The sequence below is a fragment of the Sphingomonas sp. Leaf34 genome (assembly GCF_001421805.1).
GTDB lineage: Bacteria > Pseudomonadota > Alphaproteobacteria > Sphingomonadales > Sphingomonadaceae > Sphingomonas.
Genome location: NZ_LMLC01000003.1, coordinates 559,531 through 580,663 on the forward strand (window position 1 = coordinate 559,531; position 21,133 = coordinate 580,663).

Consider the following 21,133-nt stretch of genomic DNA (forward strand, 5'->3'; position numbering starts at 1 on the left):
CATTGGAACAACGCACCCGCATCCGAGCCCTCCGCGCCACCCCCACCCGCGCCGAAAGCGCGCTATGGCAACACCTCGCCGCGCGCCGGACGTCCGGCGTCAGGTTCAACCGCCAGGTCCCGATCGGCCCGTTCATCTGCGACTTCGTAGCGCGCGGGCCCCGGCTCGTGATAGAGATCGACGGCGGTCTGCATGGCTGGCAATCCGACGACGATGCACGCCGGACGCGCTTCATCGAACAACAAGGCTACCGCGTGATCCGGTTCTGGAACAACGACGTACTGGAGCGGACGGAGGGCGTGGTGGCCGAGATCACGCGCGCGCTCGCGGAACGCCCCTCCCCTAACCCCTCCCGCAAGCGGGAGGGGAATTCGGTCGAACCTCTTCTACTCCCCTCCCGCTCGCGGGAGGGGTCGGGGGAGGGCATGGCCGCACACGCCACGCCGGAAAAAGCCACCCCATGGCGCTAACCCCACAATTCCTCGACGAACTCCGCGCCCGCACCTCGCTCAGCGCCCTCGTCGGCAAGACCACCAAGCTCACCAAGGCCGGGCGCGAGCACAAGGGCTGCTGCCCGTTCCACAACGAGAAGACGCCGTCCTTCTACGTCAACGACGACAAGGGCTTCTACCACTGCTTCGGCTGCTCAGCCCATGGCGACGCGATCAAGTGGATGACCGACCAGCGCGGCCTCCCCTTCATGGATGCGGTCAAGGAACTCGCGCAGGCAGCAGGCATGGACATGCCCGCGATGGACCGCCAGTCCGCCGCCAAGGCCGAACGCGCCAAGGGCCTGCATGAGGTGATGTCCGACGCCGCCGACTGGTTCACCGAACAGTTGAACGGCCTCCCCGGCTCCGACGCCCGCGCCCTCCTCGACCGCCGCGGCATCACGCCCGAGACCGCCCGCGCGTTCGGCATGGGGTTCGCCCCCGACAGCCGCGGCAAGCTGAAAGCCGCGCTGAAAACCTACGGCGACCCGATGCTGGTCGAATCCGGCATGCTCATCAACGTCGAGGGCAAGGACCCCTACGACCGGTTCCGCGGCCGGCTGATGATCCCGATCCGCGACCCGCGCGGCCGGACGATCGCCTTCGGCGGGCGCGTGCTCGACGGTGGCGAGCCGAAGTATTTGAACTCCCCGGATACCCCGCTCTTCGACAAGGGCCGCACGCTCTACAACCTCGACAAGGCCGCCCCCGCCTCGCGCAAGTCGGGCCGCATGCTGGTAGTCGAAGGCTATATGGACGTCATCGCGCTCGCCCAGGCGGGGTTCGGCGAAGCGGTAGCCCCGCTCGGCACCGCGCTTACCGAAGCGCAGCTCGAAAGACTCTGGCGGATGGTCGACGTCCCCCTGCTCTGCTTCGACGGCGACAGCGCAGGCCAGAAGGCAGCCCTCCGCGCCGCACACCGCGCGCTCCCCCTGCTCGCCCCCGGCCGCAGCCTCGCCTTCGTCACGCTTCCGCAAGGCCAGGACCCCGACGATCTCGTCCGCTCAGGCGGCCCCGGCGCGTTCGAGGCGCTGCTCAAAACCCCCGAACCGCTCGTCGAGCGCCTCTGGGCCTCCGAAGTCGCCGCCGAGGCACTCGACACCCCCGAACAGCGCGCCGGCCTCAAGCGCCGCCTCCACGAGCTTGCCGAAGGCATCGCCGACCCGTCGGTGAAGCAGGAATATCAGTCCGAGTTCAAGGACCGCTTCTACAAGCACTTCAAACCCGTCCGCGCGCCCTTCGTGCCGCGCGGAGAACGCCCCAAGGGCGGCTGGAAGCCCCCCGCTGCCCCCGTCACCGAGGATGCGAAGGCCTTCCTCGCCACCGGAATCGACCGGGTATTGGCCAAGGCCGTCCTCGCCGGGCTGATCCGCCATCCCGTTGAAATCGCCCGCCACATGGAGGTGCTTGGCTCCCTCCAAATGATCGACGGCGCGCTCGGCCGGCTGTTCGAGGCGGTCGTCGATGTTGCACTCGAGGACCAGAAGCTTGATAGCGGGCGACTTCTCACCATATTGGCGAGGTCCGGTTTCAATTCAGTCGCGAGTGATCTGTTGCGAGCCGATACGATGCCCTATTCGTTCACGCAGACCACGGCCGATCCCGACCGCGTCCGCGCCGACCTCGACGAGGCGATCGCGATCATGGTCGCCCGTCCCGAGGTCGATGCGGCGCTGAAACAGGCGACCGCGGCGATGCAGACGCACTTCACCGAAAGCGCGTTCGAACGACAAGTGGCTATGGTAAGAGAGAAACAGGCGTTGGAAGTCCGACTTGCAAATCTTGTACAGTCGAACGAAGACGCCCGAGCGTTGGGTACCGAGGGCGATTGATGGCTAAGGCGAACATGGCGGAACCCGCCGAGACGAACGACACCGGCGATGCGCCGCTGATCGACATGAACGATGCGTCGATCAAGAAGGTCATCGCGCGCGCCAAGAAGCGTGGCTACATCACCTATGAGCAGCTCAACGAAGCGCTGCCGCAGGGCGAGATGTCCTCCGACCAGATCGAGGACATCAGCGCCGCGCTGAGCGAGATGGGCATCAACATCGTCGAGAACGACGAAGCCGGCGAAGACGGCGAGACCGAGCCCGCCAAGGACGACGAGGACGAGCCCGAGGCCGCCGACGCGGATGCCGACACAGGCCCCGCGGTCGAGAAGAAGAAGGAGACCGTCGATCGCACCGACGATCCGGTCCGCATGTACCTGCGCGAAATGGGCGCGGTCGAGCTGCTCAGCCGCGAGGGCGAGATCGCCATCGCCAAGCGGATCGAGGCGGGTCGCGACACGATGATCCTGGGTCTGTGCGAATCGCCGATCACCTTCAACGCGATCATCGACTGGTCGACCGCGCTCAACGAGGGCACGATGCAGCTGCGCGAGATCATGGATCTCGACGCGATGCTCTCGAAGGATCCCGCGCCCGAGGCGATGGCCGAGGACGGCGAGGCCGACGACGGCGAGATCAGCGAAAAGAACGCCGGCCCCTCGTTCAAGGAAGAGGCCGAGCCCGAAGAGCCCTCCGCCGACGAGGACGAGGACGGCGAGCGCCGCACCCCGCGCGCGTCGGACGACGAGGAGGAGGACAACACCCTCAGCCTCGCGCAGATGGAGGAACAACTCAAGCCGATCGCGCTCGAGCGGTTCGCCAACATCACCGCGCTCTACAAGAAGTTCAGCAAGATCCAGCAGAGCCGCGTCGACGCCATGGGCATCGGCGGCGAATTCTCGGCGGCCGACGAGCGCAAGTATCAGAAGCTGCGCGAGGAACTCACGGCGGAAGTCGAGAGCGTCCAGTTCCACAACGCCAAGATCGAATATCTCGTCGATCAGCTCTATGCCTATAACCGTCGCCTGACCGCGCTGGGCGGCCAGATGCTGCGCCTCGCCGAGCGCCACAAGGTGCCGCGCAAGGACTTCCTCGATCGCTATATCGGCCACGAGATCGACGAGAACTGGCTGACGACGGTCAACAAGGTCGACAAGAAGTGGACCGCGTTCGTCGCGAACGAGGCCGACGCGGTCGAGCGCATCCGCGCCGAGATCGCCGACATCACGCAGCAGACCGGCATGGCGCTCGCCGAGTTCCGCCGCCTTGTCAACATGGTCCAGAAGGGCGAGCGCGAGGCGCGCATCGCCAAGAAGGAGATGGTCGAGGCGAACCTGCGGCTCGTCATCTCGATCGCCAAGAAATACACCAACCGCGGCCTGCAGTTCCTCGATCTCATCCAGGAGGGCAATATCGGCCTGATGAAAGCGGTCGACAAGTTCGAGTATCGCCGCGGCTACAAGTTCAGCACCTACGCGACCTGGTGGATCCGCCAGGCGATCACCCGCTCGATCGCCGACCAGGCGCGCACGATCCGCATCCCGGTCCACATGATCGAGACGATCAACAAGCTGGTCCGCACCAGCCGCCAGTTCCTCCACGAGCAGGGCCGCGAGCCGACCCCGGAGGAGATGGCCGAGCGCCTCTCCATGCCGCTCGAGAAGGTGCGCAAGGTGATGAAGATCGCCAAGGAGCCGATCAGCCTCGAAACGCCGATCGGCGACGAGGAGGATTCGCATCTCGGCGACTTCATCGAGGACAAGAACGCGATCATCCCGGTGGACGCCGCGATCCAGGCGAACCTCAAGGAAACTGTCACGCGGGTGCTCGCCTCGCTGACGCCGCGTGAGGAACGCGTGCTGCGCATGCGCTTCGGCATCGGCATGAACACCGATCACACGCTCGAAGAGGTCGGCCAGCAATTCTCGGTGACCCGCGAGCGCATCCGCCAGATCGAGGCGAAGGCGCTGCGGAAGCTCAAGCATCCGAGCCGCAGCCGGAAAATGCGGAGCTTCCTCGACCAGTAAGGGTTGGCGATTTTCTGATCGAACGAACGGGCCGCGGTGGAAACACCGCGGCCTTTTTTATTTGCCCAGCGTCGAATGTAGGCTGGCATTTACACCGGGCTACGCGTCGAAAAACGCAACTGCGCCTTGGCAGCCTGCGCCTGAACATCGTTAGGTAATTCTGGACGGAGCCGATGAAGGATCGCTCGGTGACTGTGACACGTCATGCAGGTCGCACTAGGCGTGCCATAATGATGCGAGCCCCCGAGGACCCATGGGGATGAACCGCGTCCGACTTCGTCGAAGGCCGCCCCTTGCGTAACTATAACGGTTTCAGGTCGTGAGCGTATTGGGTACTCAATAGCATTGCACCGCTAGTACACCGGACGATACCAAGTGCGAAGATTGGAAGCAGACGTTGGAACCTCCCCGCCGTAGCCCCTATTGGCATGACGAGCACCAACTTGAGGCGGAGGCCTACGCTTGGTTTAACGACCTGTTTTATGATCCCGAGGCTGAGCGCGCGGCAGGCATAACGCGGAGATACCGATGGCTGCCGGAAGATACGATTGCGCCTTGTGAAGTCTTGCAGTCTCGGTATGGAAAAACGATGAGCCCGTGGCTTATTCGAGACATAAGTGAGCGCCTATCCGAAATGTCATCGAACTGGCGTTCTAGACCTGATGAATTCGTCAACAGAGATGATCGACCCAACCCCCAAGTATCAACAATAAGGCCGAATGAGGTTGAGATCGAGCGGGAGGCTTTTCTAGCAGCTATCGCGGCTTTGGAAACGGCGGTTGCAGCTATACAAAATCCTAAGCCGCTGTTCGGGCACAACATGCCGCCCGAGGGGCTGGATTATGACCCTGTATCGCGGTAAGAACTAGCCGATTTAGTCGTGACCATCAATCAGATGAAAGAGCAGGCAAAGTCCCCCGCTCCTGACACGCAGGTCGTAATAGATGGGCAAAGCAAGCTATCTAAGTTTGCGCAAACGGCGATGACCTGGGGCGGAGGAAGGGGCACTAAGTTTACCGATGCCATGCTAGAAACTAGTGGAAAGGCAATAGGTGCCGCCTTGGTTCTGAAGATGACTGGGATACTGCCAGAGGTGTATGCCGTGATCGCCGCCTCCGCAAAATTTGTTGGAGCAATAGCGCATTCAATGACGGGGTAGCCTTATAGGAATATGCCTAGCAATCCTCCCCCGCCAGGGGGAGGTGGCGCCGAAGGCGACGGAGGGGGAGGATACGGAACAGCGGTTCTCCCTTCCCTCCCCCTCCGTCTGGCAAGTGCCAGCCACCTCCCCCTGGCGGGGGAGGATTGTTTGGCTCTGACTTTCGTGAATGCCCCCCGATCTTCCCTTGTAAGGGGAGGTGGCGCGAAGCGCCGGAGGGGTGTCGCCGTATCGTGAGCAGGTTACCCCTCCGTCAGCGCCCTACGCTGCCACCTCCCCTTGCAGGGGAGGAATTACGGTCGAACCGGGCCGACAATACCTCTAAAGCCCCGCCATGCCCCGCCTGATCCTCTTCAACAAACCCTACGACGTCCTCAGCCAGTTCACCGACGCGGGCTCCCCCACCCCGCGCGCGACGCTGTCGCAGTTCGTCGAGGTGCCCGGCGTCTATCCGGCGGGGCGGCTCGATCGGGACAGCGAGGGGCTGTTGCTGCTGACCGACGACGGTCGCCTCCAGGCGCGGATCGCGGATCCGAAGTTCAAGCTGGCCAAGACCTATCTCGTGCAGGTCGAGGGCGAGGCCGACGAGGCCGCGCTCGATCGGTTGCGCGAAGGCGTCGTGCTGAAGGACGGCCCCACCCGCCCCGCCGACGTCGAACGGATCGCCGCGCCCGATCTTTGGCCGCGCGTGCCGCCGATCCGGGTGCGCGCGAGCATCCCCGATTGCTGGCTGCGCATCACGATCCGCGAAGGCCGCAACCGCCAGGTCCGCCGGATGACCGCGGCGATCGGCCACCCGACGCTGCGCCTCGTCCGCTGGAGCATCGGCGAGTGGACGCTGGCAGATCTCGCCCCCGGCACGTGGCGCGACGCCTGAGCGGGGCCTGAGCGGGGCCTGAGGCCGGCACAACGCGCGCTCCAACGCGCGCAGTCGGTGTCCGCCCACCGGGTGCCACCCACCCAAAATCTTCATTCCCGCGAAGGCGGAAACCCATACTGGCAGCCCTCGCGATCCGCTCGCCAGCCCCTGAGGCTATGGATCCCCGCCTCCGCGGGGATGATGAAGCTGGGGAGATGGGTGCCGCCACAAAACCCCCTCCCCTTCAGGGGAGGGTCGGGGTGGGGGAGTGCCGCACACGCGCCGCGCCTGAGCCCATCCCGCCCCAACAGCGCCGCTCCACGCGGAAGCCCCCCACCCCCAGCCCCTCCCTGAAGGGGAGGGGTGAAGGAAACGCTGTCCTACACGCCGCCAACCATGCAGCATCACCACATGCACGCCGCCCGCCGCATACCAACCGCAGCCTCACCGACCCGAACCGCCACGGCGCGGGGGGATTCCAGCGGGGACGTAGCGTGAACTTCGTGAACTTCCGCGCACCGCCGGCCCGGCGCGACTCGGGCCCCGCACAGTCGCGTCACGCCCCCAACGATGGTTCGACGCGGACCAAGGCCTTGGACACGAAAAAGGGCGCGGGGACCATCGCCCCCGCGCCCTTCTCCAACCCTAACCCGGAGAACCGGGCCGCGCGATTACTCGGCGGCGGCAGTGCCCTTGGCGGGGCGCGTGTCGCGACGCTCGGCGATACGCGCTGCCTTGCCGGTGCGGCCACGCAGGTAATACAGCTTGGCGCGACGCACGGCGCCCTTGCGGACGACTTCGATCGAATCGACGTTCGGCGAGTAGAGCGGGAAAACGCGCTCGACGCCTTCACCGAAGCTCATCTTCCGCACGGTGAAGTTCGAACCCATGCCCTTGTTCGAGCGCGCGATGCACACGCCCTCATAGTTCTGAATACGCGTGCGCTCGCCTTCGACGACCTTCACGCCGACCTTCAGCGTATCGCCGGGACGGAAATCGGGGATCGTCTTGTTGGCCAGGAACTTGGCGATGTTCTCGGCTTCGATCGTCTGCAACAGGTTCATAGTCAGTCCTCGTGTCGCTGCGCGCCAGAGGGCGACTGGACCCGAACGCCCTCATGGCGTTCCCAAAGGTCCGGTCGCCGTGACCGTGTATCGATCTCCGCACGGCGTTTGCGCCATGCGTCGATCTTCGCGTGATCCCCCGATCGCAGCACCTGCGGGATCGCGCGCCCTTCCCACATCTGCGGTCGGGTATAATGCGGATATTCGAGCAGCCCCGTTTCGAAGCTCTCGTCATCCCCACTGGAAGCCGCGCCCATTACGCCGGGGAGCAGCCGAATGCAAGCATCGAGCAGCACCAGCGCCCCCATCTCGCCCCCCGACAGGATATAGTCGCCGATCGACACCTCCTCGATATCGCGCGCCTCGAACAGCCGCTCGTCGAACCCCTCGAACCGCCCGCACAGGATGGTGACGCCCGGCCCCTTGGCGAGTTCGCGAACGCGCTCCTGGGTCAGCGGCTTGCCCCGCGGCGTCATCGCGAGAACAGGCCGCCCATCGGCCACGCTGTCGACCGCCGCGGCCACTACGTCGGCCCTGAGCACCATCCCCGCCCCGCCCCCCGCCGGCGTATGGTCGACCGACTTGTGCTTGTCGGTCGCAAAGTCGCGGATCTGCACCGGAGTACACGACCACCGCCCCTCCCCGAGCGCCCGCCCGGCAAGCGAGGTGCCGAGCGGCCCCGGGAACATCTCGGGGTACAACGTCAATATCGTGGCAGCGAAGGTCACAGCGTCCAATTCTCTATGCAAAGACCCGGCACATCGGCAAAGTCTCGTTCGTTGTTGGTGATCAGCGTCAGGTCGAGCGACAGCGCATGCGCTGCGATCAGCCTGTCGAAGCTTCCGCGCCTGAACGGCAGCGTCGCATACAGCCTGGCCGACCGTTCGTCGAAGGGTAGTACCGGCACCCAGCGGCTGAACGCTTCGACCACGGGCAAGGGCGGCAGCTTCCCCTGCCAACTGCCCACCGCCAGTTCGGCAAAGACGATCGCGGACATGCCGAGTTCGCCTTCGTCGCAGCGCTCGACGCGGTTTCGCACGCGCGGGACGTTGCCACCGAGCAGCAGGATACAGATATTGGTATCGAGCAGATACTTCATTGCGGATCGGATGGCCCCGGCCATGACGGGTCGTCCCAGGGGCGCGGCGAGGGTTCGAACATCCGATCCTCACGGTCGAGGAGTTTCAACCCCGGTATCGAACCATAGATACCCGTCAGGTCGATCTTCTTCGGCTTGGGCGAATAGGGCTCGACGATGAAACTGCCCCGGTCCTCGCGTACCGTCATTTCAGCGCCCTCGACGATGCCGAGCGCCTTTGGCAGCCGCAGCGCAACCGAATTGCCCGACTTGAAGACCTTCGCGCGATATTCCTTGGCCATCACCGACTCCGTATGCACGGCATGTATATACACGGACTCCTCGCGCGGAACAATTACGCTGCCGAAACGCTCGCCCCGGATGGAAAGCAGCATGGACGATTGCATCATCATCGGCGCCGGACCCGCGGGCCTCACCGCTGCGATCTATCTCGCGCGGTTCCACCTCTCGATCCGGCTGTTCGACTGCGGCAGCAGCCGCGCCGCGCTGATCCCCTGCACGCACAACCACGCCGGCTATCCCGAGGGGATCCGCGGCACCGATCTGCTCGCCCGCATGCTGGCGCAGGCGGAAACCTATGGAGCAGTCCGCGAGGGCGCCCGTGTCGACGCGATCGAGGTCGACGACGACGGCTTCACCGTCCGCCTCGGCGACCGCCGCGCCCGCGCGCGGAGCGTCCTGCTCGCGACCGGGGTGGTCAACAACCGTCCGGCCATGCCCGACGCGGTCCACGACGCAGCGCTCGAGGCCGGCCTGTTCCGCTATTGCCCAATCTGCGACGGCTACGAGGTGACGGACAAGCGTGTCGGCGTAATCGGCACCGGCGACCACGGCATGCGCGAGGCGCTGTTCCTGCGTGGCTATACCAAGGATGTGACGCTGATCGCGCCGGACGGCGGCCATGACCTCGACGCGACCTGCGAGGCGGCGCTCGACGAGGCCGGGATCGTCCGCGTCGTTGGGCCTTGCGGTAACTATGCAATCGAAGGCGACCGCTTAGCGCTGGATACCGTCGAGGGCCGGCTGTCGTTCGACAGTGTCTACCCCGCGCTGGGATCGGTGATCCGGTCGGAACTCGCCGTCGCGGCCGGCGCACGCGCGACGGACGAAGGATGCCTCGAGGTCGACGACCATCAACGCACCTCGATCCCCGGGCTGTTCGCGGCAGGCGATGTCGTGAAGGGGCTAGACCAGATCAGCCACGCGATGGGCGAGGCCGGCGTGGCCGCCACGACGATCCGCAACATGCTGTCGGAGCAGCGCCCGTTGCGCCGCTGATTATTCGACGGCGAAGGACGCTTCGACCACCAGCCGGTCCGCATCCCATTCAGGCACGGCCTCGGCACGCATCGGCACCATGAAGCGCTTGCCAGTCGGCCGCTCGATCTCGATCACGTCGCCCGCACCGAAATTGTCGATCGCAACGACCCGCCCGATCGACTCCCCGTCGGTCGAAACGACCGCGAGCCCGATCAGGTCGGTATGATAATATTCGCCGTCGTCGAGCGGCGGCAGCGACGACCGCGGTACGGTCAGTTCGGTCCCGCGCATCGCCTCGGCCGCATTGCGATCGGCGACCTCGGCGAAGCGCGCGATCGTGCCGTTATTGCCAGCCCGCGCCGACTTCAGCATCAGCGCGCCATCGTTGAAGCTCTTATAGGCGCCGAAATTCTCGGCGAATACCTTCAGCCGCACTTCGCCGCCGATGCCGTGCGCGCCGATCACGACGGCGAGCGTCACGCTATCCCTGCGCGGAGCCGGTGTCGGGTCCGGGGCTGTCGTCGGCGCCTTCGGCGGGGTCTTCGGCGGAGACGCCTTCATTGCTGGCATCTTCGATGTCCTCGGGTGCGGGGGCTGTTCTTGGATCTGGATCGGGGGTCATCATGCGCTCCTTGTGGGTGACAGACCGACAAAGAACGCATGAACCGCCATTCGGGTGCGGGCGTTGCCGCCCCCCATCCGTCATCCGGGGCTCGACCCAGGATCCAGAGCCACAGACGCTGCCGCCCTTGGCTCTGGATCCCAGCCTTCGCCGGGATGACGGCATAAAGACGGATCGACCCCATCGGAGCCGACCCATCCGCAGTCTTACGAAGCGGCTTCTTCGGTCTCAGCAGCAGGTGCCTCTGCTTCGGCAGCAGGTGCCGCCTTTGCAGCCGCTTCGGCCTCGGCAGCTTCAGCCGCCTTGGTCGCACGCTCTTCAGCGCGCTCGGTGGCCTTCTCGCCGGGCTTGCCCTTGTTCGGGTTGTTGCGCGCCGACCGCTCGAGAACGCCGGCCTGGTCGAGGAAGCGTGCGACGCGATCGGTCGGCTGCGCACCGACGCTCAGCCAATGCTTCGCGCGATCGGCGTCGAGCTGCACGCGCTGCTCGTTGTCCTTGGCGAGGAGCGGGTTGTAGTTGCCGATCTTCTCGATGAAGCGGCCGTCACGCGGGCTGCGCGCATCGGCGACGACGATCTTGTAATAGGGACGCTTCTTGGAGCCACCGCGTGCGAGACGAATGTTGATTGCCATGATATTTTCCTTCGTTTTCTAATATTTCGCCCGGCGAGCGCCGGACCAATGGGGTTGGATAAGAGGTTATTTCTTCTTCAGAAAATCGTCGAAGCTGGCCGGCAGCTGCGGCATCTTGCCGCCCAGGCCCGGCAGGCCGCCGCCGGCATTGCCCCCCGGAAGCCCGCCTGCGCCGGCCTTGTTGAGCATGTCGCCCATCTGCGGCCCACCGATCGCATTACCAATCCCGCCCAGGCCGCCCCCAAGACCACCTTTTCCGAGCATCGCCATCATGCCCTTCATGCCGCCCATCTTCTTGATCTTCTTCATGGCGGTCGACATTTCGAGGTGCATCTTGAGCAGCTTGTTGACCTCCTGCACCGTGGTGCCGGAACCCTTGGCGATGCGGATCTTGCGCTTGGCGTTGATCAGTTCGGGCTTGTTGCGCTCCTTGATCGTCATCGATCCGATCATCGCGTCCATATGAACGAGGACCTTCTCGCCGCCGACCGAGGCCACCGCGCCCTGCGCCTTCTTCATGCCGGGGATCATCCCCGCCAGCGCGCCGAGCCCGCCCATCCGCTGCATCTGCGCCAGCTGGGCACGCAGGTCGTTCATATCGAACTGACCCTTGGCCATCTTGGCCGCCATCCGCTCGGCGTCTTCGGCCTGGATCGACTCCGCAGCGCGTTCGACCAGGCTGACGACGTCGCCCATGCCGAGGATGCGACCGGCGACACGCTCGGGATGGAACGCCTCGAGCGCGTCGAGCTTCTCGCCGGTCCCCGCAAACTTGATCGGCTTGCCGGTGACCGCGCGCATCGACAGCGCCGCGCCGCCACGGGCGTCCCCGTCCATCCGGGTCAGCACGATGCCGGTCAGCGGCACCTGGTCGGAGAAGTTCTGCGCGACGTTGACCGCGTCCTGACCGGTCAGCGAGTCGACGACGAGCAGGATCTCGGCCGGGTTCGCGACGTCGGCGACCGCCTTCATCTCGTCCATCAGCGCCTGGTCGACATGGAGTCGACCCGCGGTGTCGAGCATCAGGACGTCATAACCCTGCAGCTTGGCCGCCTGCATCGCGCGCCGCGCGATGTCGACCGGCTGCTGGCCCTGCACGATCGGCAGAGTCGCGACATCGATCTGCTTGCCGAGCGTCGCGAGCTGCTCCTGCGCGTTCGGGCGATTGACGTCGAGCGACGCCATCAGAACCTTCTTGCGCTCGCGCCCGTTGCCGCCGATCGCCGACTGCCCCGCCGCGAGCCGCTTGGCGATCTTCGCGGTGGTGGTCGTCTTGCCCGAGCCCTGAAGCCCGACCATCATGATGACGGCGGGCGGCGTGACGCCCAGTTCGAGCTCGGACGCCTCGGCGCCGAGCATCTCGACCAGCGCGTCGCTGACGATCTTGACGACCTGCTGCCCCGGCGTGACCGAGCGGAGTACGTTCTGGCCGACGGCCTTCTCGGTCGCCTTCTCGACGAACTCACGCGCGACGGGCAGCGCGACGTCGGCTTCGAGCAGCGCGACGCGCACTTCGCGCATCGCTGCGCGCACATCCGCTTCGGTCAGCGCACCCCGGCCGCGAAGGCGGTCGAAGACGCCGCCAAGTCGATCGCTCAGGCTTTCGAACATCGAAATACTCCCAATTACCGTCACCAAACGCAAAAGCGCCGGCGGGCGAAACCTCGCCGGCCAGCGTGCATCCTTGGATGCTCGTCCAATGCGTCCCGTAACGGAACGTGGGCCGCCTCTACGGGAATGCCGCGCCGGATGCAAGACGGGTAGCGCTCAAGGCGACCGCGCGAGACAGCGGCCTGGTCTTCCACAGTTGCCGACGATCCGACCGGGTCCCCGACGTGGAGCAATCATAATCGCGATCAACGTCCGGCGGCCGATACGTCGCAGCCAATCGCGCCCACGCCACGCCCCGTCCCGCTCACATGCGCCCTTAACATCTCTTACACCTCTCGCGTGGCACACCACATACCAATCAAGGACCGGACACCCCTCATGATCGCAAAGTCGGCGGCGACACGTGCGCCCCGCAACATCAGTCGGGAATTCATGACCGGTGCCGTCACGGGCGCCGCGCTCCTGCTGCTCGTGGGAACCGGTGGTACCGTGCTGATCAAAGCACTCGCCCATCTTCGCGGTAGCACCGCAACGATAGACCGCACGCTGATCGCGACGATGCTGCTCAACGTCTCGCTGATCCTGTTCGGCTGGTTCCGCTACCGCGCTCTGGCCGTGGAATTGAGCGACCTGACCGAAGCCGGCCGCCGCGCACAGGCGCTTGCGCAGCGCGATCCGCTGACCGGCCTCCTCAATCGCCGCAGCCTGTCCGAGGAAGGCGCGACGCTGTTCGCCAGTACCCGCCGCCGCGGCAAGGCGATGGCCATGCTGACGATCGACATCGACCATTTCAAGAGCGTCAACGATCTGCACGGCTATGCGGTAGGTGACCTGTTGCTCGCCTATGTCGCCGAGACGATCGCCGCGATCGCGCCGAGCACCAGCCTGCTCGCACGGCTGGGGGCGGACGAGTTCGCCTGCGCCTTCGTGTTCGACACCGCGCACAGGAGCGTCGCCGACCGGATCGCCGAGCGTCTGGTCGCCGGCCTTGCGCTCCCATTCCGCACGAACGGCGTCGATATCCATTTGAGTGCGTCGATCGGCGTCGCCCGGTCGGACGTCGACTGCGCCTCGGTCGATGCGTTGTTGCGCAATGCCGATATCGCGCTCCACGCAGCCAAGACCGGCGGTCGAGGCCGCCATGCCTGGTTCGACAATTCGATGGAACGCTCGCTGAAACTGCGCGGCGAACTCGAGGCTGGTTTGCGCGCCGCGATCCCTGCGCAGGAAATCGTGCCATATTTCGAGCAGCAGATCGACCTGACCACGGGCCGAATCACCGGTTTCGAAGTGCTCGCCCGCTGGGATCATCCGACCAGGGGCACGATCGCGCCCGACGTGTTCATTCCCATTGCCGAGGAAACCGGGCTGATCGGCGACCTGTCGCTGTCGATCATGCGGCAGGCGTTCACCGCCGCGCGTGACTGGGACGCGGGGTTGAGCCTGTCCGTCAACGTCTCGCCGTTGCAACTGCGCGACGCGTGGCTCGCGCAGAAGATCATCAAGACGCTGGTCGAGACCGGCTTCCCCGCCAGCCGGCTCGAGATCGAGATCACCGAAAGCGCACTGTTCGACAATCTGCCGCTCGCGCAGTCGATCGTCGGCAGCCTGAAGAACCAGGGAATCCGCCTCGCGCTTGACGATTTCGGCACCGGTTATTCGAGCCTCGCCCATCTGCGCGCGCTGCCGTTCGACCGGATCAAGATCGACAAGAGCTTCGTCACGTCGATCCTCGCCAATCCTGAGAGCATGGCGATCGTCAATACGATCGTCCGGCTGGGCGACAGCCTTAATCTGCCTACGACCGCCGAAGGCATAGAAGACGACGCGGTCGAGGAGCGGCTGCGCGGGATCGGCTGCGCAAAGGGCCAGGGGTATTTTTACGGCAGACCGCTCGGCGCGGCGCAGGTACGGCGGTTGCTGGCGGAAAAGCGGCTTTTGGCGCAGCGGCCGGACCGCGATGGCACCCCGCTGCGCGGCATCGCCCCACGCCTGGCCAGTTGACCGCGCGCGCACGCCGCCGCCCCATCAGTGCACCACCGCCAACGCAAGGCGTGGACTTCGCTCCGCGCGGCTCCTAAATCGCGCGCATGTCACCCGCCCCCGCGCCAGAGGTCATCTCCCTCGGCTGCCGCCTCAACATCGCCGAAAGCGAGACCATCCGCGCGCTCGTCGCCGGGCGGGACATGGTCGTGGTCAACAGCTGCGCGGTCACCAACGCCGCGGTGAAGGCAACGCGCGTCGCGATCCGCCGCGCGAAACGCGATCGGCCCGACGCACACATCGTCGTCACTGGGTGCGCTGCGCAGATCGACCCCGGCAGCTTTGCGGCGATGCCCGAAGTCGACCGTGTCATCGGTAATGCGGACAAGCTGACCAGCGCGGCGTGGGACGCCCCCGCCCCGGTGCTCGTCAGCGACATCATGCAGGTTCGCGAAACCGCGCCGCATCTCGTCGCGAGCTTCTCCGCCCATGCTCGCGCGTTCGTCGAGGTGCAGAATGGCTGCGACCACCGCTGCACCTTCTGCGCGATCCCGTTCGGTCGTGGCCCTAGTCGGTCGGTGGCCGCCGGCGCCGTCGTCGACCGGATCGCCGGACTGGTCGATTCGGGCCACCGCGAGATCGTTCTGACCGGCGTCGACCTGACCAGCTACGGGCCCGATCTTCCCGGCGCGCCGACGCTCGGCCATCTGGTCGAACGCATCCTCCAGCATGTACCCACACTGGAACGCCTGCGGCTGTCGTCGCTCGACGGGATCGAGATCGACGATCGGCTGTTCGCGCTGCTGACGACCGAGCGGCGGATCCTGCCGCACGTCCACCTCTCGCTCCAGGCGGGCGACGACATGATCCTCAAGCGGATGAAGCGCCGCCACGCGCGCGCCGACAGCGTCGCGCTGGTCGACCGCCTCAAGACCGCACGGCCCGACATCGCGATCGGCGCGGACCTGATCGCCGGCTTCCCGACCGAGGACGCGGCGATGTTCGCCAACACGCTGGCGCTGATCGACGACTGCCAGATCGTCCACCCGCACATCTTCCCTTATTCGCCCCGCGCCGGCACGCCCGCCGCGCGGATGCCGCAGGTCGATCCGGAGATACGCCGCGCACGTGCCGCGATCCTTCGACACGCCGGTGAGGCAGCGCGCGCGCGCTGGCTGCAAACGCTAGTCGGCACACGCCAGGACCTGCTTGTCGAGCGCCCCGGCGACCGCGGGCATATCGGCAATTTCGCCGAAGTCTTACTGGACGAACCCGCCATACCCGGCGACATCGTCCGCATCACGATCACCGGCGCGACCAATGACCGCCTCCGCGCAACACGGGAACTGACATGAGCACCACCCCAACCTGGCACGACAAGCTGATCGGCGGCTTCAAGCGCACGTCTGACCGGCTCGTCGGCAACCTCGCCGGCCTCGGCGGCGCACGGCTCGACGACTCGACACTCGACGATATCGAGGAGGCGCTGATCGCCTCCGATCTCGGCCCCGAAACCGCCGGCCGGATCCGCCACCGCCTTTCCGAAGGCAGTTTCGAGCGCAACATGGAAGAACTCGGCATCCGCGTGATCGTCGCCGAGGAGGTCGAGAAGGTGCTGGCCACGGTCGCCAAGCCGATCGAGATCGACGCGTTTCCGCGGCCGCAAGTCATCCTCGTGATCGGCGTCAACGGCTCGGGCAAGACGACGACGATCGCCAAGCTGGCGCATCTGCTGATGGAGCAGGATTACGGCGTGATGCTGGCAGCGGGCGACACGTTCCGCGCGGCCGCGATCGGGCAGCTGCGCACCTGGGCCGAGCGCGTCGGCGTGCCGATCGTGACCGGTCCCGAGGGCGGCGACGCGGCGGGAGTGGTATGGGATGCGGTCAAGAAGGCGACCGAGACGGGCATCGACGTGCTGATCGTCGACACCGCGGGCCGCCTCCAGAACAAGCGCGAACTGATGGACGAGCTGGCCAAGATCCGCCGCGTGCTGGGCCGCATCAACCCCGAGAGCCCGCACGACATCGTCCTCGTGCTCGATGCGACCACCGGCCAGAACGCGCTCCAGCAGATCGAGGTCTTCAAGGAGGTCGCCGGCGTCACCGGCTTGGTGATGACCAAGCTCGACGGCACCGCGCGCGGCGGTGTGCTGGTCGCGGCGGCGGAGAAATACGGCCTCCCTATCCATGCGATCGGCATCGGCGAAGGCATGACCGACCTGCGCCCGTTCGACGCGAACGAAGTGAGCCGGATCATCGCGGGCGTGGAGAGCGTTCGAAAGTAACGCGCCGCCCGCGTGCGACTCTCCCGTTCGTCCTGAGCGTAGTCGAAGGACCGGTCAGCTTGTGGCAATGTCGTTCGACTAGGCTCGGCGCGAACGGGATTTACCGTATTTCTTGGAAGACATAGTGACCAAATCCCCCCTGTCCCCCGGTCTCCGCATGGCGATCGACTATGGCCCGCTCGCGGTGTTCTTCGCGGTGAACTTCCTCACGCCGGGCGCACCGATCGCGCGCGTCATCGCCGCCACTACCGCGTTCATCATTGCCACGGTCGCGGCGATGATCGTGTCGAAGGTGAAGGCGGGGCACATCTCGCCGATGCTATGGATGTCGGGCGCGTTGATCATCGTGTTCGGCGGGCTGACGATCTATTTCCATGACCAGCGCTTCATCCAGATGAAGCCGACGATCATCTACACGATGTTCGCCGCAATCCTGCTGTTCGGGCTGCTGACCGGGCGTCCGCTGCTACAGTCGTTGCTGGAGAGCGCGTATCCCGGCCTTACCGCGCAAGGCTGGCACAAGCTGACGCGCAACTGGGTCGTGTTCTTCATCTTCATGGCGCTGCTGAACGAATTCGTCTGGCGCTACACGCTGGCGGCCTGGGGCAAGGACGCCGGTTGGAATTTCTGGGTCGGCTTCAAGCTGTGGGGTGCGATACCGCTGACACTGGTCTTTGCGTTCGCGAACATCCCGATGCTGCTCAAGCACGGATTGCAAACGGGCGACAAAGCCGTGACCGACCTGCCGCCCGAAGGGTGATCGCTCCCCCTCCCGCTCGGCAGGGGTTGGGGGAGGGCATGACCAACAGACTAACGCCAGCCTGTGGACAACCCCTCCCCTAGCCTCTCCCGCAAGCGGGAGGGGAACCAAGTGTCAGCCCGCGACCTTCGCGTAGCGCTCACCGACGACGTCCCAGTTCACGATGTCCCACCAAGCCTTCAGATAGCCCGGACGGTCATTCTTGTACGTCAAATAATAGGCGTGTTCCCACACATCGTTGCCCAGCAGCGGCGTGCCCGGCTCCTTGGCGTCGTCCATGAGCGGGTTGTCCTGGTTCGGCGTGCTCGTGACCTTCAACTTGCCGCTGTCGTCGGCGATCAGCCATGCCCAGCCCGACCCGAACTGGCCCGCACCCTTGGTGTTGAACTCTTCCTTCAGCTTGTCGAGACCACCGAAATCGCGCTCGATTGCTTCGGCCAGCTTGCCCGATGGTGCCTGGCCGCTCTTGGCCGCCATCGTCTTCCAGAAGAAGTCGTGGTTCCAGAAGCCGCCGCCATTGTTACGGACCAGCGGCGGCTGCGACGAGATCATGCCGAGGATGTCCTCGATCGTCTTGCCGGCCAGCGTGGGGTCCTTTTCGACGCCCTCGTTCAGCTTGTTGGTATAGGCGGCGTGATGCTTGTCGTGATGAAACTTCATCGTCTCCTGGTCGATCACCGGCTCGAGCGCGTCATAGGCGTAAGGCAGCGGCGGAAGTTCGAAAGCCATCAGGAGTCTCCTTCGTGAATGGGGTCGGACGTCAAACGCCCGCGGCCCCCAAATGGTCCCCACAAAGTCGTTACGCAAGCGTACGATCGGCGCGACCCGCACACGACCGGCCCCTAGTCGAGCCGCGGGTTCGCGCCGATCGCGTAGTGGATCGGCTTGAACGTACCGCCGTTCGAATCCGGCGCCGAGCATGCCGTCAAGCCGATCACCAGATCCATTACTGCGCGGAAAACGATCTGGTCGCCCGCCTTGCTGATTGGCGGCAGCACGCGAAGCTTGCCAGTTTCGGCGTCGATCGGCACGTTCATGAAGCAATTGAATGCGTTGGGTATCCGGTCGGGCACGACGCCGTACGGCTCGAGCGCCGCAGCCAAATTACCGAAACAACCCCGATGCGGCGGCAGCGTCGGATAGAAGTGGTGGAACGTATCGTAGGAGCAGGGCGTGAGCAGGAAATCATGCCGCCCGACATCGTCCGCGACGATCTCAAGCATTGGCTGAGACCGGTTCGAATAGAGGATGTGCCCCGTCGTCAGGTAGATCGTCTCGGCATAATCGAGCGTCCGACCCGATGAGATTACCTCGTCCAGATCGTCCGCCGCGAAGGCCAACAGATCGGCGACCTGCTCGCCGCGCGGATCGATCACCGTCAGGATCTCGCCGCGCGCCAGCCGGAACGCCGTACCGTTTCGCTCGGGGATCTCGTGGATCGTCAGTGCCTCGATCATGCCGCTCACTGCGATGCCCCCTGATAGGAAAACGGGCAGCGCCAGACTTCGTCGACCGAGCGGCCGCTATACTGCCGGGCCTCGCTCATCTCACCGTGCCGTGTGAGCATCGGATTACGCGACCCGGCAATCGCCTCGTCGCGCACCATGATCTTTTCGCGCATCGTCTCATACCGACCCTGCGCGCGCAGGATCGTGAACTGGTCGTGGAGATTAAAGACCATCGTCGGACGCGCGAACTGCCTCGCCGGGCGGCTCGCATTGGGATGCAGCCCGACAACGAAAAACGCCTCGCCGCCGAAGCTCAGCGAGAAATGCGGGCTGTCGGGATCCGCACTCACCCGCGCATCATAATCCTGGCCGCGCCACACATCCTTGTCGGACAGCGACTGGATACGGTTCCAGAGATGCCGCTCGAACGTCGGTTCGTCGAACGTGACGGGCTCGTCGAACACGACGGCAAAGCTCCGGAACAACGCAGGATCCTCGCGATACGCGGCTGCGAAGGTCAGCAGGCCGTCATGGATCCGCACATCGTCCCATGCGCTGTCGATCCGGTTGCACGAGAGCACCTCGAGCGTCCCCTTGGCGACCGCGGCCTTGGCACCGACGCACGGAAAACTGGCCTCGGCAATGTGATCGCGGAGCAGGGCCACGTGCGTGTCCTGATCCTTGTGGCGCCAGGGGAATAGGGATGAGTGCTGGATTTCCATGGGATCAAGGACGCTTTGCTGCGCCGCGTGTTCCGCCCATTGCCGTGGGTTAAGGCGATTACGGCCGCGACGAAGCGTGATATTTGCTCACGTGCGATAGTTAATATTGCCGGACTGTAGAGAGTTACGCGAGTCGGCCCCAAATCTTCACGACGCGTTTATTGTCGCGAACCATGCCGCATAGAGTGTCGTCCGCGCCAGATGCCGGTTCAGATCGGGGGCGCCGTCCGTCCACCATACCGGACCTCTTTCGCCGAGTTTGTGCTTCGCTATGTCGACCGCCCCATGCGCGGCGTGCTCGGCGGACTCATCGCCGCTGCGACGAGCCTGGCCAACCGCCCGGCGCGCATCCATCAGATCATGCACGAAGGACTCCCGCTCCGAGTCCGACAATCCCGGGTTCGCCTTGCGCCACAACCGCCCGCGAACCACGATATACCGCCCGTCCGGTGTCGACAGGGGGGCTTCTCGCACCATCAGGCTGCGGTCCTACCGTATTCCTGGCGGGTCACGGGGTGGCTCGACGACAACCCACCATCGACCGCGATCGCCTGACCGTTGACGTAGCTGGCATCGTCGGAGGCAAGGAACAGCGCGACCTTGGCGAGTTCCTCGGGCTGTGCACCGCGCTGGAGCGGGTTCAGACGGCCGACGCGGTCCATCTTGTTGGCCTCGCGCGCATAATCAAAGACGGGCTTGGTCATGCCGGTCTCGGTGAGCCCCGGGCAGATCGCGTTGACGCGGACGTTGGAGCCGGTGAGCTGCTGTGCGGAGACGGCGGCCAGATTGATGACGCCCGCTTTGGACGCCGAATAAGCCGGCGAGCCGGCGCCCGAGCGGATCCCGGCGACGCTAGCGGTCAGGACGATCGCGCCCTTCCCTCGTTCGGCAATGCGCGGCGCGGCATGCTTTATCGCGAGGAACGGGCCGATCAGGTTGACGCGGAGCACCTCGGTGATCAGCGCGACGTCGGTATCGAAGAGGTTCGCCATCCCGCCCGAGATGCCCGCATTGGCGAACATCACGTCGAGCCCGCCGAAACTGTCGCACGCGAGCGTCACCGCGCGGATCACGTCGTCCTCGATCCCGGCGTCGATGCGGATCGCCTTTGCGGTACCGCCTGCTTGCGTGACCAGATGCGCAGTCTCGTCCGCCCCTTCGGTTTTGTCGGCGACGATGACGTGGCCTCCCTCGGCCGCGAACAGCAGTGCGGCCGCGCGGCCGATGCCCGAGCCTGCGCCGGTGACGATGATCGACTTGTTCTCGAAACGCATGGG

Annotated in this window: 23 protein-coding genes; 10 read left to right on the forward strand and 13 right to left on the reverse strand. The window is 65.3% G+C overall.

Features of this window, described 5'->3' with window-relative positions:
• The first annotated feature begins 2 nt into the window (after window positions 1–2).
• The 5 genes from ASF00_RS11075 (at window position 3) to ASF00_RS11095 (ending at window position 6,386) form a co-directional block, all read left to right on the forward strand.
• Window positions 3–470 carry an endonuclease domain-containing protein gene (locus ASF00_RS11075; RefSeq protein WP_082463378.1) on the forward strand — a complete coding sequence of 156 codons (468 nt, stop codon included), beginning with the start codon at window positions 3–5 and terminating at the stop codon, window positions 468–470.
• The gene (gene dnaG / locus ASF00_RS11080) at window positions 461–2,323 is read left to right on the forward strand and encodes a DNA primase (RefSeq protein WP_055878484.1); all 1,863 of its coding nucleotides are present in this window, start codon (window positions 461–463) and stop codon (window positions 2,321–2,323) included. The genes ASF00_RS11075 and dnaG overlap by 10 nt, the downstream gene beginning before the upstream one ends.
• A complete protein-coding gene (gene rpoD / locus ASF00_RS11085) occupies window positions 2,323–4,350 on the forward strand; it encodes an RNA polymerase sigma factor RpoD (protein ID WP_055878486.1) in 2,028 nt (675 codons plus the stop codon). Before dnaG ends, rpoD begins: the two co-directional genes overlap by 1 nt.
• Window positions 4,351–5,230: 880 nt before the next feature.
• Window positions 5,231–5,509 carry a hypothetical protein gene (locus tag ASF00_RS11090; RefSeq protein WP_055878488.1) on the forward strand — a complete coding sequence of 93 codons (279 nt, stop codon included), beginning with the start codon at window positions 5,231–5,233 and terminating at the stop codon, window positions 5,507–5,509.
• Between the two features lie 334 nt (window positions 5,510–5,843).
• Window positions 5,844–6,386 (forward strand): pseudouridine synthase, encoded by a 543-nt coding sequence (locus ASF00_RS11095; RefSeq protein WP_055878491.1) that lies wholly within the window; start codon window positions 5,844–5,846, stop codon window positions 6,384–6,386.
• 653 nt (window positions 6,387–7,039) lie between these two features.
• On the opposite strand, the gene rplS is transcribed toward ASF00_RS11095, so the two are convergent.
• The 4 genes from rplS to ASF00_RS11115 are packed head-to-tail and all read right to left on the reverse strand — an operon-like array spanning window position 7,040 to window position 8,812.
• On the reverse strand, window positions 7,040–7,432 hold the full coding sequence (rplS, locus tag ASF00_RS11100; protein WP_055878492.1) for a 50S ribosomal protein L19: 393 nt from the start codon (window positions 7,430–7,432) through the stop codon (window positions 7,040–7,042).
• Window positions 7,433–7,434: 2 nt separating this feature from the next.
• Window positions 7,435–8,160 (reverse strand): tRNA (guanosine(37)-N1)-methyltransferase TrmD, encoded by a 726-nt coding sequence (gene trmD / locus ASF00_RS11105; protein ID WP_055878494.1) that lies wholly within the window; start codon window positions 8,158–8,160, stop codon window positions 7,435–7,437.
• Entirely contained in the window at window positions 8,157–8,531 is a 375-nt protein-coding gene (locus ASF00_RS11110; RefSeq protein ID WP_055878496.1) for a type II toxin-antitoxin system VapC family toxin, read from the reverse strand. Before ASF00_RS11110 ends, trmD begins: the two co-directional genes overlap by 4 nt.
• A complete protein-coding gene (locus ASF00_RS11115; RefSeq protein WP_055878906.1) occupies window positions 8,528–8,812 on the reverse strand; it encodes an AbrB/MazE/SpoVT family DNA-binding domain-containing protein in 285 nt (94 codons plus the stop codon). Before ASF00_RS11115 ends, ASF00_RS11110 begins: the two co-directional genes overlap by 4 nt.
• A 91-nt stretch (window positions 8,813–8,903) precedes the next feature.
• Here ASF00_RS11115 and ASF00_RS11120 point away from each other — a divergent pair, with 91 nt between their 5' ends.
• Window positions 8,904–9,809: an NAD(P)/FAD-dependent oxidoreductase gene (locus tag ASF00_RS11120; RefSeq protein ID WP_055878498.1), complete on the forward strand. Its 906-nt coding sequence runs from the start codon at window positions 8,904–8,906 to the stop codon at window positions 9,807–9,809.
• On the opposite strand, the gene rimM is transcribed toward ASF00_RS11120, so the two are convergent.
• The 4 genes from rimM to ffh all read right to left on the reverse strand — a co-directional run bounded on the left by rimM (window position 9,810) and on the right by ffh (window position 12,656).
• On the reverse strand, window positions 9,810–10,271 hold the full coding sequence (gene rimM, locus ASF00_RS11125) for a ribosome maturation factor RimM (RefSeq protein WP_055878500.1): 462 nt from the start codon (window positions 10,269–10,271) through the stop codon (window positions 9,810–9,812).
• A gap of 1 nt (window position 10,272) precedes the next feature.
• Entirely contained in the window at window positions 10,273–10,413 is a 141-nt protein-coding gene (locus tag ASF00_RS19025; protein WP_234422849.1) for a hypothetical protein, read from the reverse strand.
• Between the two features lie 206 nt (window positions 10,414–10,619).
• Window positions 10,620–11,045: a 30S ribosomal protein S16 gene (rpsP, locus tag ASF00_RS11130; RefSeq protein ID WP_055878503.1), complete on the reverse strand. Its 426-nt coding sequence runs from the start codon at window positions 11,043–11,045 to the stop codon at window positions 10,620–10,622.
• A gap of 66 nt (window positions 11,046–11,111) precedes the next feature.
• Entirely contained in the window at window positions 11,112–12,656 is a 1,545-nt protein-coding gene (gene ffh, locus ASF00_RS11135; protein ID WP_055878505.1) for a signal recognition particle protein, read from the reverse strand.
• Between the two features lie 432 nt (window positions 12,657–13,088).
• Between ffh and ASF00_RS11140 the strand changes: the two genes are divergently transcribed.
• The 4 genes from ASF00_RS11140 to ispZ all read left to right on the forward strand — a co-directional run bounded on the left by ASF00_RS11140 (window position 13,089) and on the right by ispZ (window position 17,686).
• Window positions 13,089–14,660, forward strand: a complete 1,572-nt coding sequence (locus ASF00_RS11140; protein WP_082463399.1) for a putative bifunctional diguanylate cyclase/phosphodiesterase — start codon at window positions 13,089–13,091, stop codon at window positions 14,658–14,660.
• Window positions 14,661–14,746: 86 nt separating this feature from the next.
• Window positions 14,747–15,994, forward strand: coding sequence for a tRNA (N(6)-L-threonylcarbamoyladenosine(37)-C(2))-methylthiotransferase MtaB (mtaB, locus tag ASF00_RS11145; protein WP_055878510.1), 1,248 nt, complete (start codon window positions 14,747–14,749; stop codon window positions 15,992–15,994).
• Window positions 15,991–16,926, forward strand: a complete 936-nt coding sequence (ftsY, locus tag ASF00_RS11150; RefSeq protein WP_055878512.1) for a signal recognition particle-docking protein FtsY — start codon at window positions 15,991–15,993, stop codon at window positions 16,924–16,926. The genes mtaB and ftsY overlap by 4 nt, the downstream gene beginning before the upstream one ends.
• Window positions 16,927–17,083: 157 nt before the next feature.
• Window positions 17,084–17,686 (forward strand): septation protein IspZ, encoded by a 603-nt coding sequence (ispZ, locus tag ASF00_RS11155; RefSeq protein ID WP_055878513.1) that lies wholly within the window; start codon window positions 17,084–17,086, stop codon window positions 17,684–17,686.
• A 114-nt stretch (window positions 17,687–17,800) separates the two neighbouring features.
• Here ispZ and ASF00_RS11160 read toward each other — a convergent pair whose 3' ends face one another.
• The 5 genes from ASF00_RS11160 to ASF00_RS11180 all read right to left on the reverse strand — a co-directional run bounded on the left by ASF00_RS11160 (window position 17,801) and on the right by ASF00_RS11180 (window position 21,130).
• Window positions 17,801–18,415: a superoxide dismutase gene (locus ASF00_RS11160; protein WP_055878516.1), complete on the reverse strand. Its 615-nt coding sequence runs from the start codon at window positions 18,413–18,415 to the stop codon at window positions 17,801–17,803.
• 113 nt (window positions 18,416–18,528) lie between these two features.
• Window positions 18,529–19,143, reverse strand: coding sequence for a DUF1989 domain-containing protein (locus ASF00_RS11165; RefSeq protein WP_055878518.1), 615 nt, complete (start codon window positions 19,141–19,143; stop codon window positions 18,529–18,531).
• A 5-nt stretch (window positions 19,144–19,148) separates the two neighbouring features.
• A complete protein-coding gene (gene gntA / locus ASF00_RS11170; protein WP_055878521.1) occupies window positions 19,149–19,856 on the reverse strand; it encodes a guanitoxin biosynthesis heme-dependent pre-guanitoxin N-hydroxylase GntA in 708 nt (235 codons plus the stop codon).
• Between the two features lie 147 nt (window positions 19,857–20,003).
• Window positions 20,004–20,333, reverse strand: a complete 330-nt coding sequence (locus tag ASF00_RS11175; protein WP_055878523.1) for a hypothetical protein — start codon at window positions 20,331–20,333, stop codon at window positions 20,004–20,006.
• Window positions 20,333–21,130, reverse strand: a complete 798-nt coding sequence (locus tag ASF00_RS11180; RefSeq protein WP_055878525.1) for an SDR family NAD(P)-dependent oxidoreductase — start codon at window positions 21,128–21,130, stop codon at window positions 20,333–20,335. Before ASF00_RS11180 ends, ASF00_RS11175 begins: the two co-directional genes overlap by 1 nt.
• Window positions 21,131–21,133: the final 3 nt, after the last annotated feature.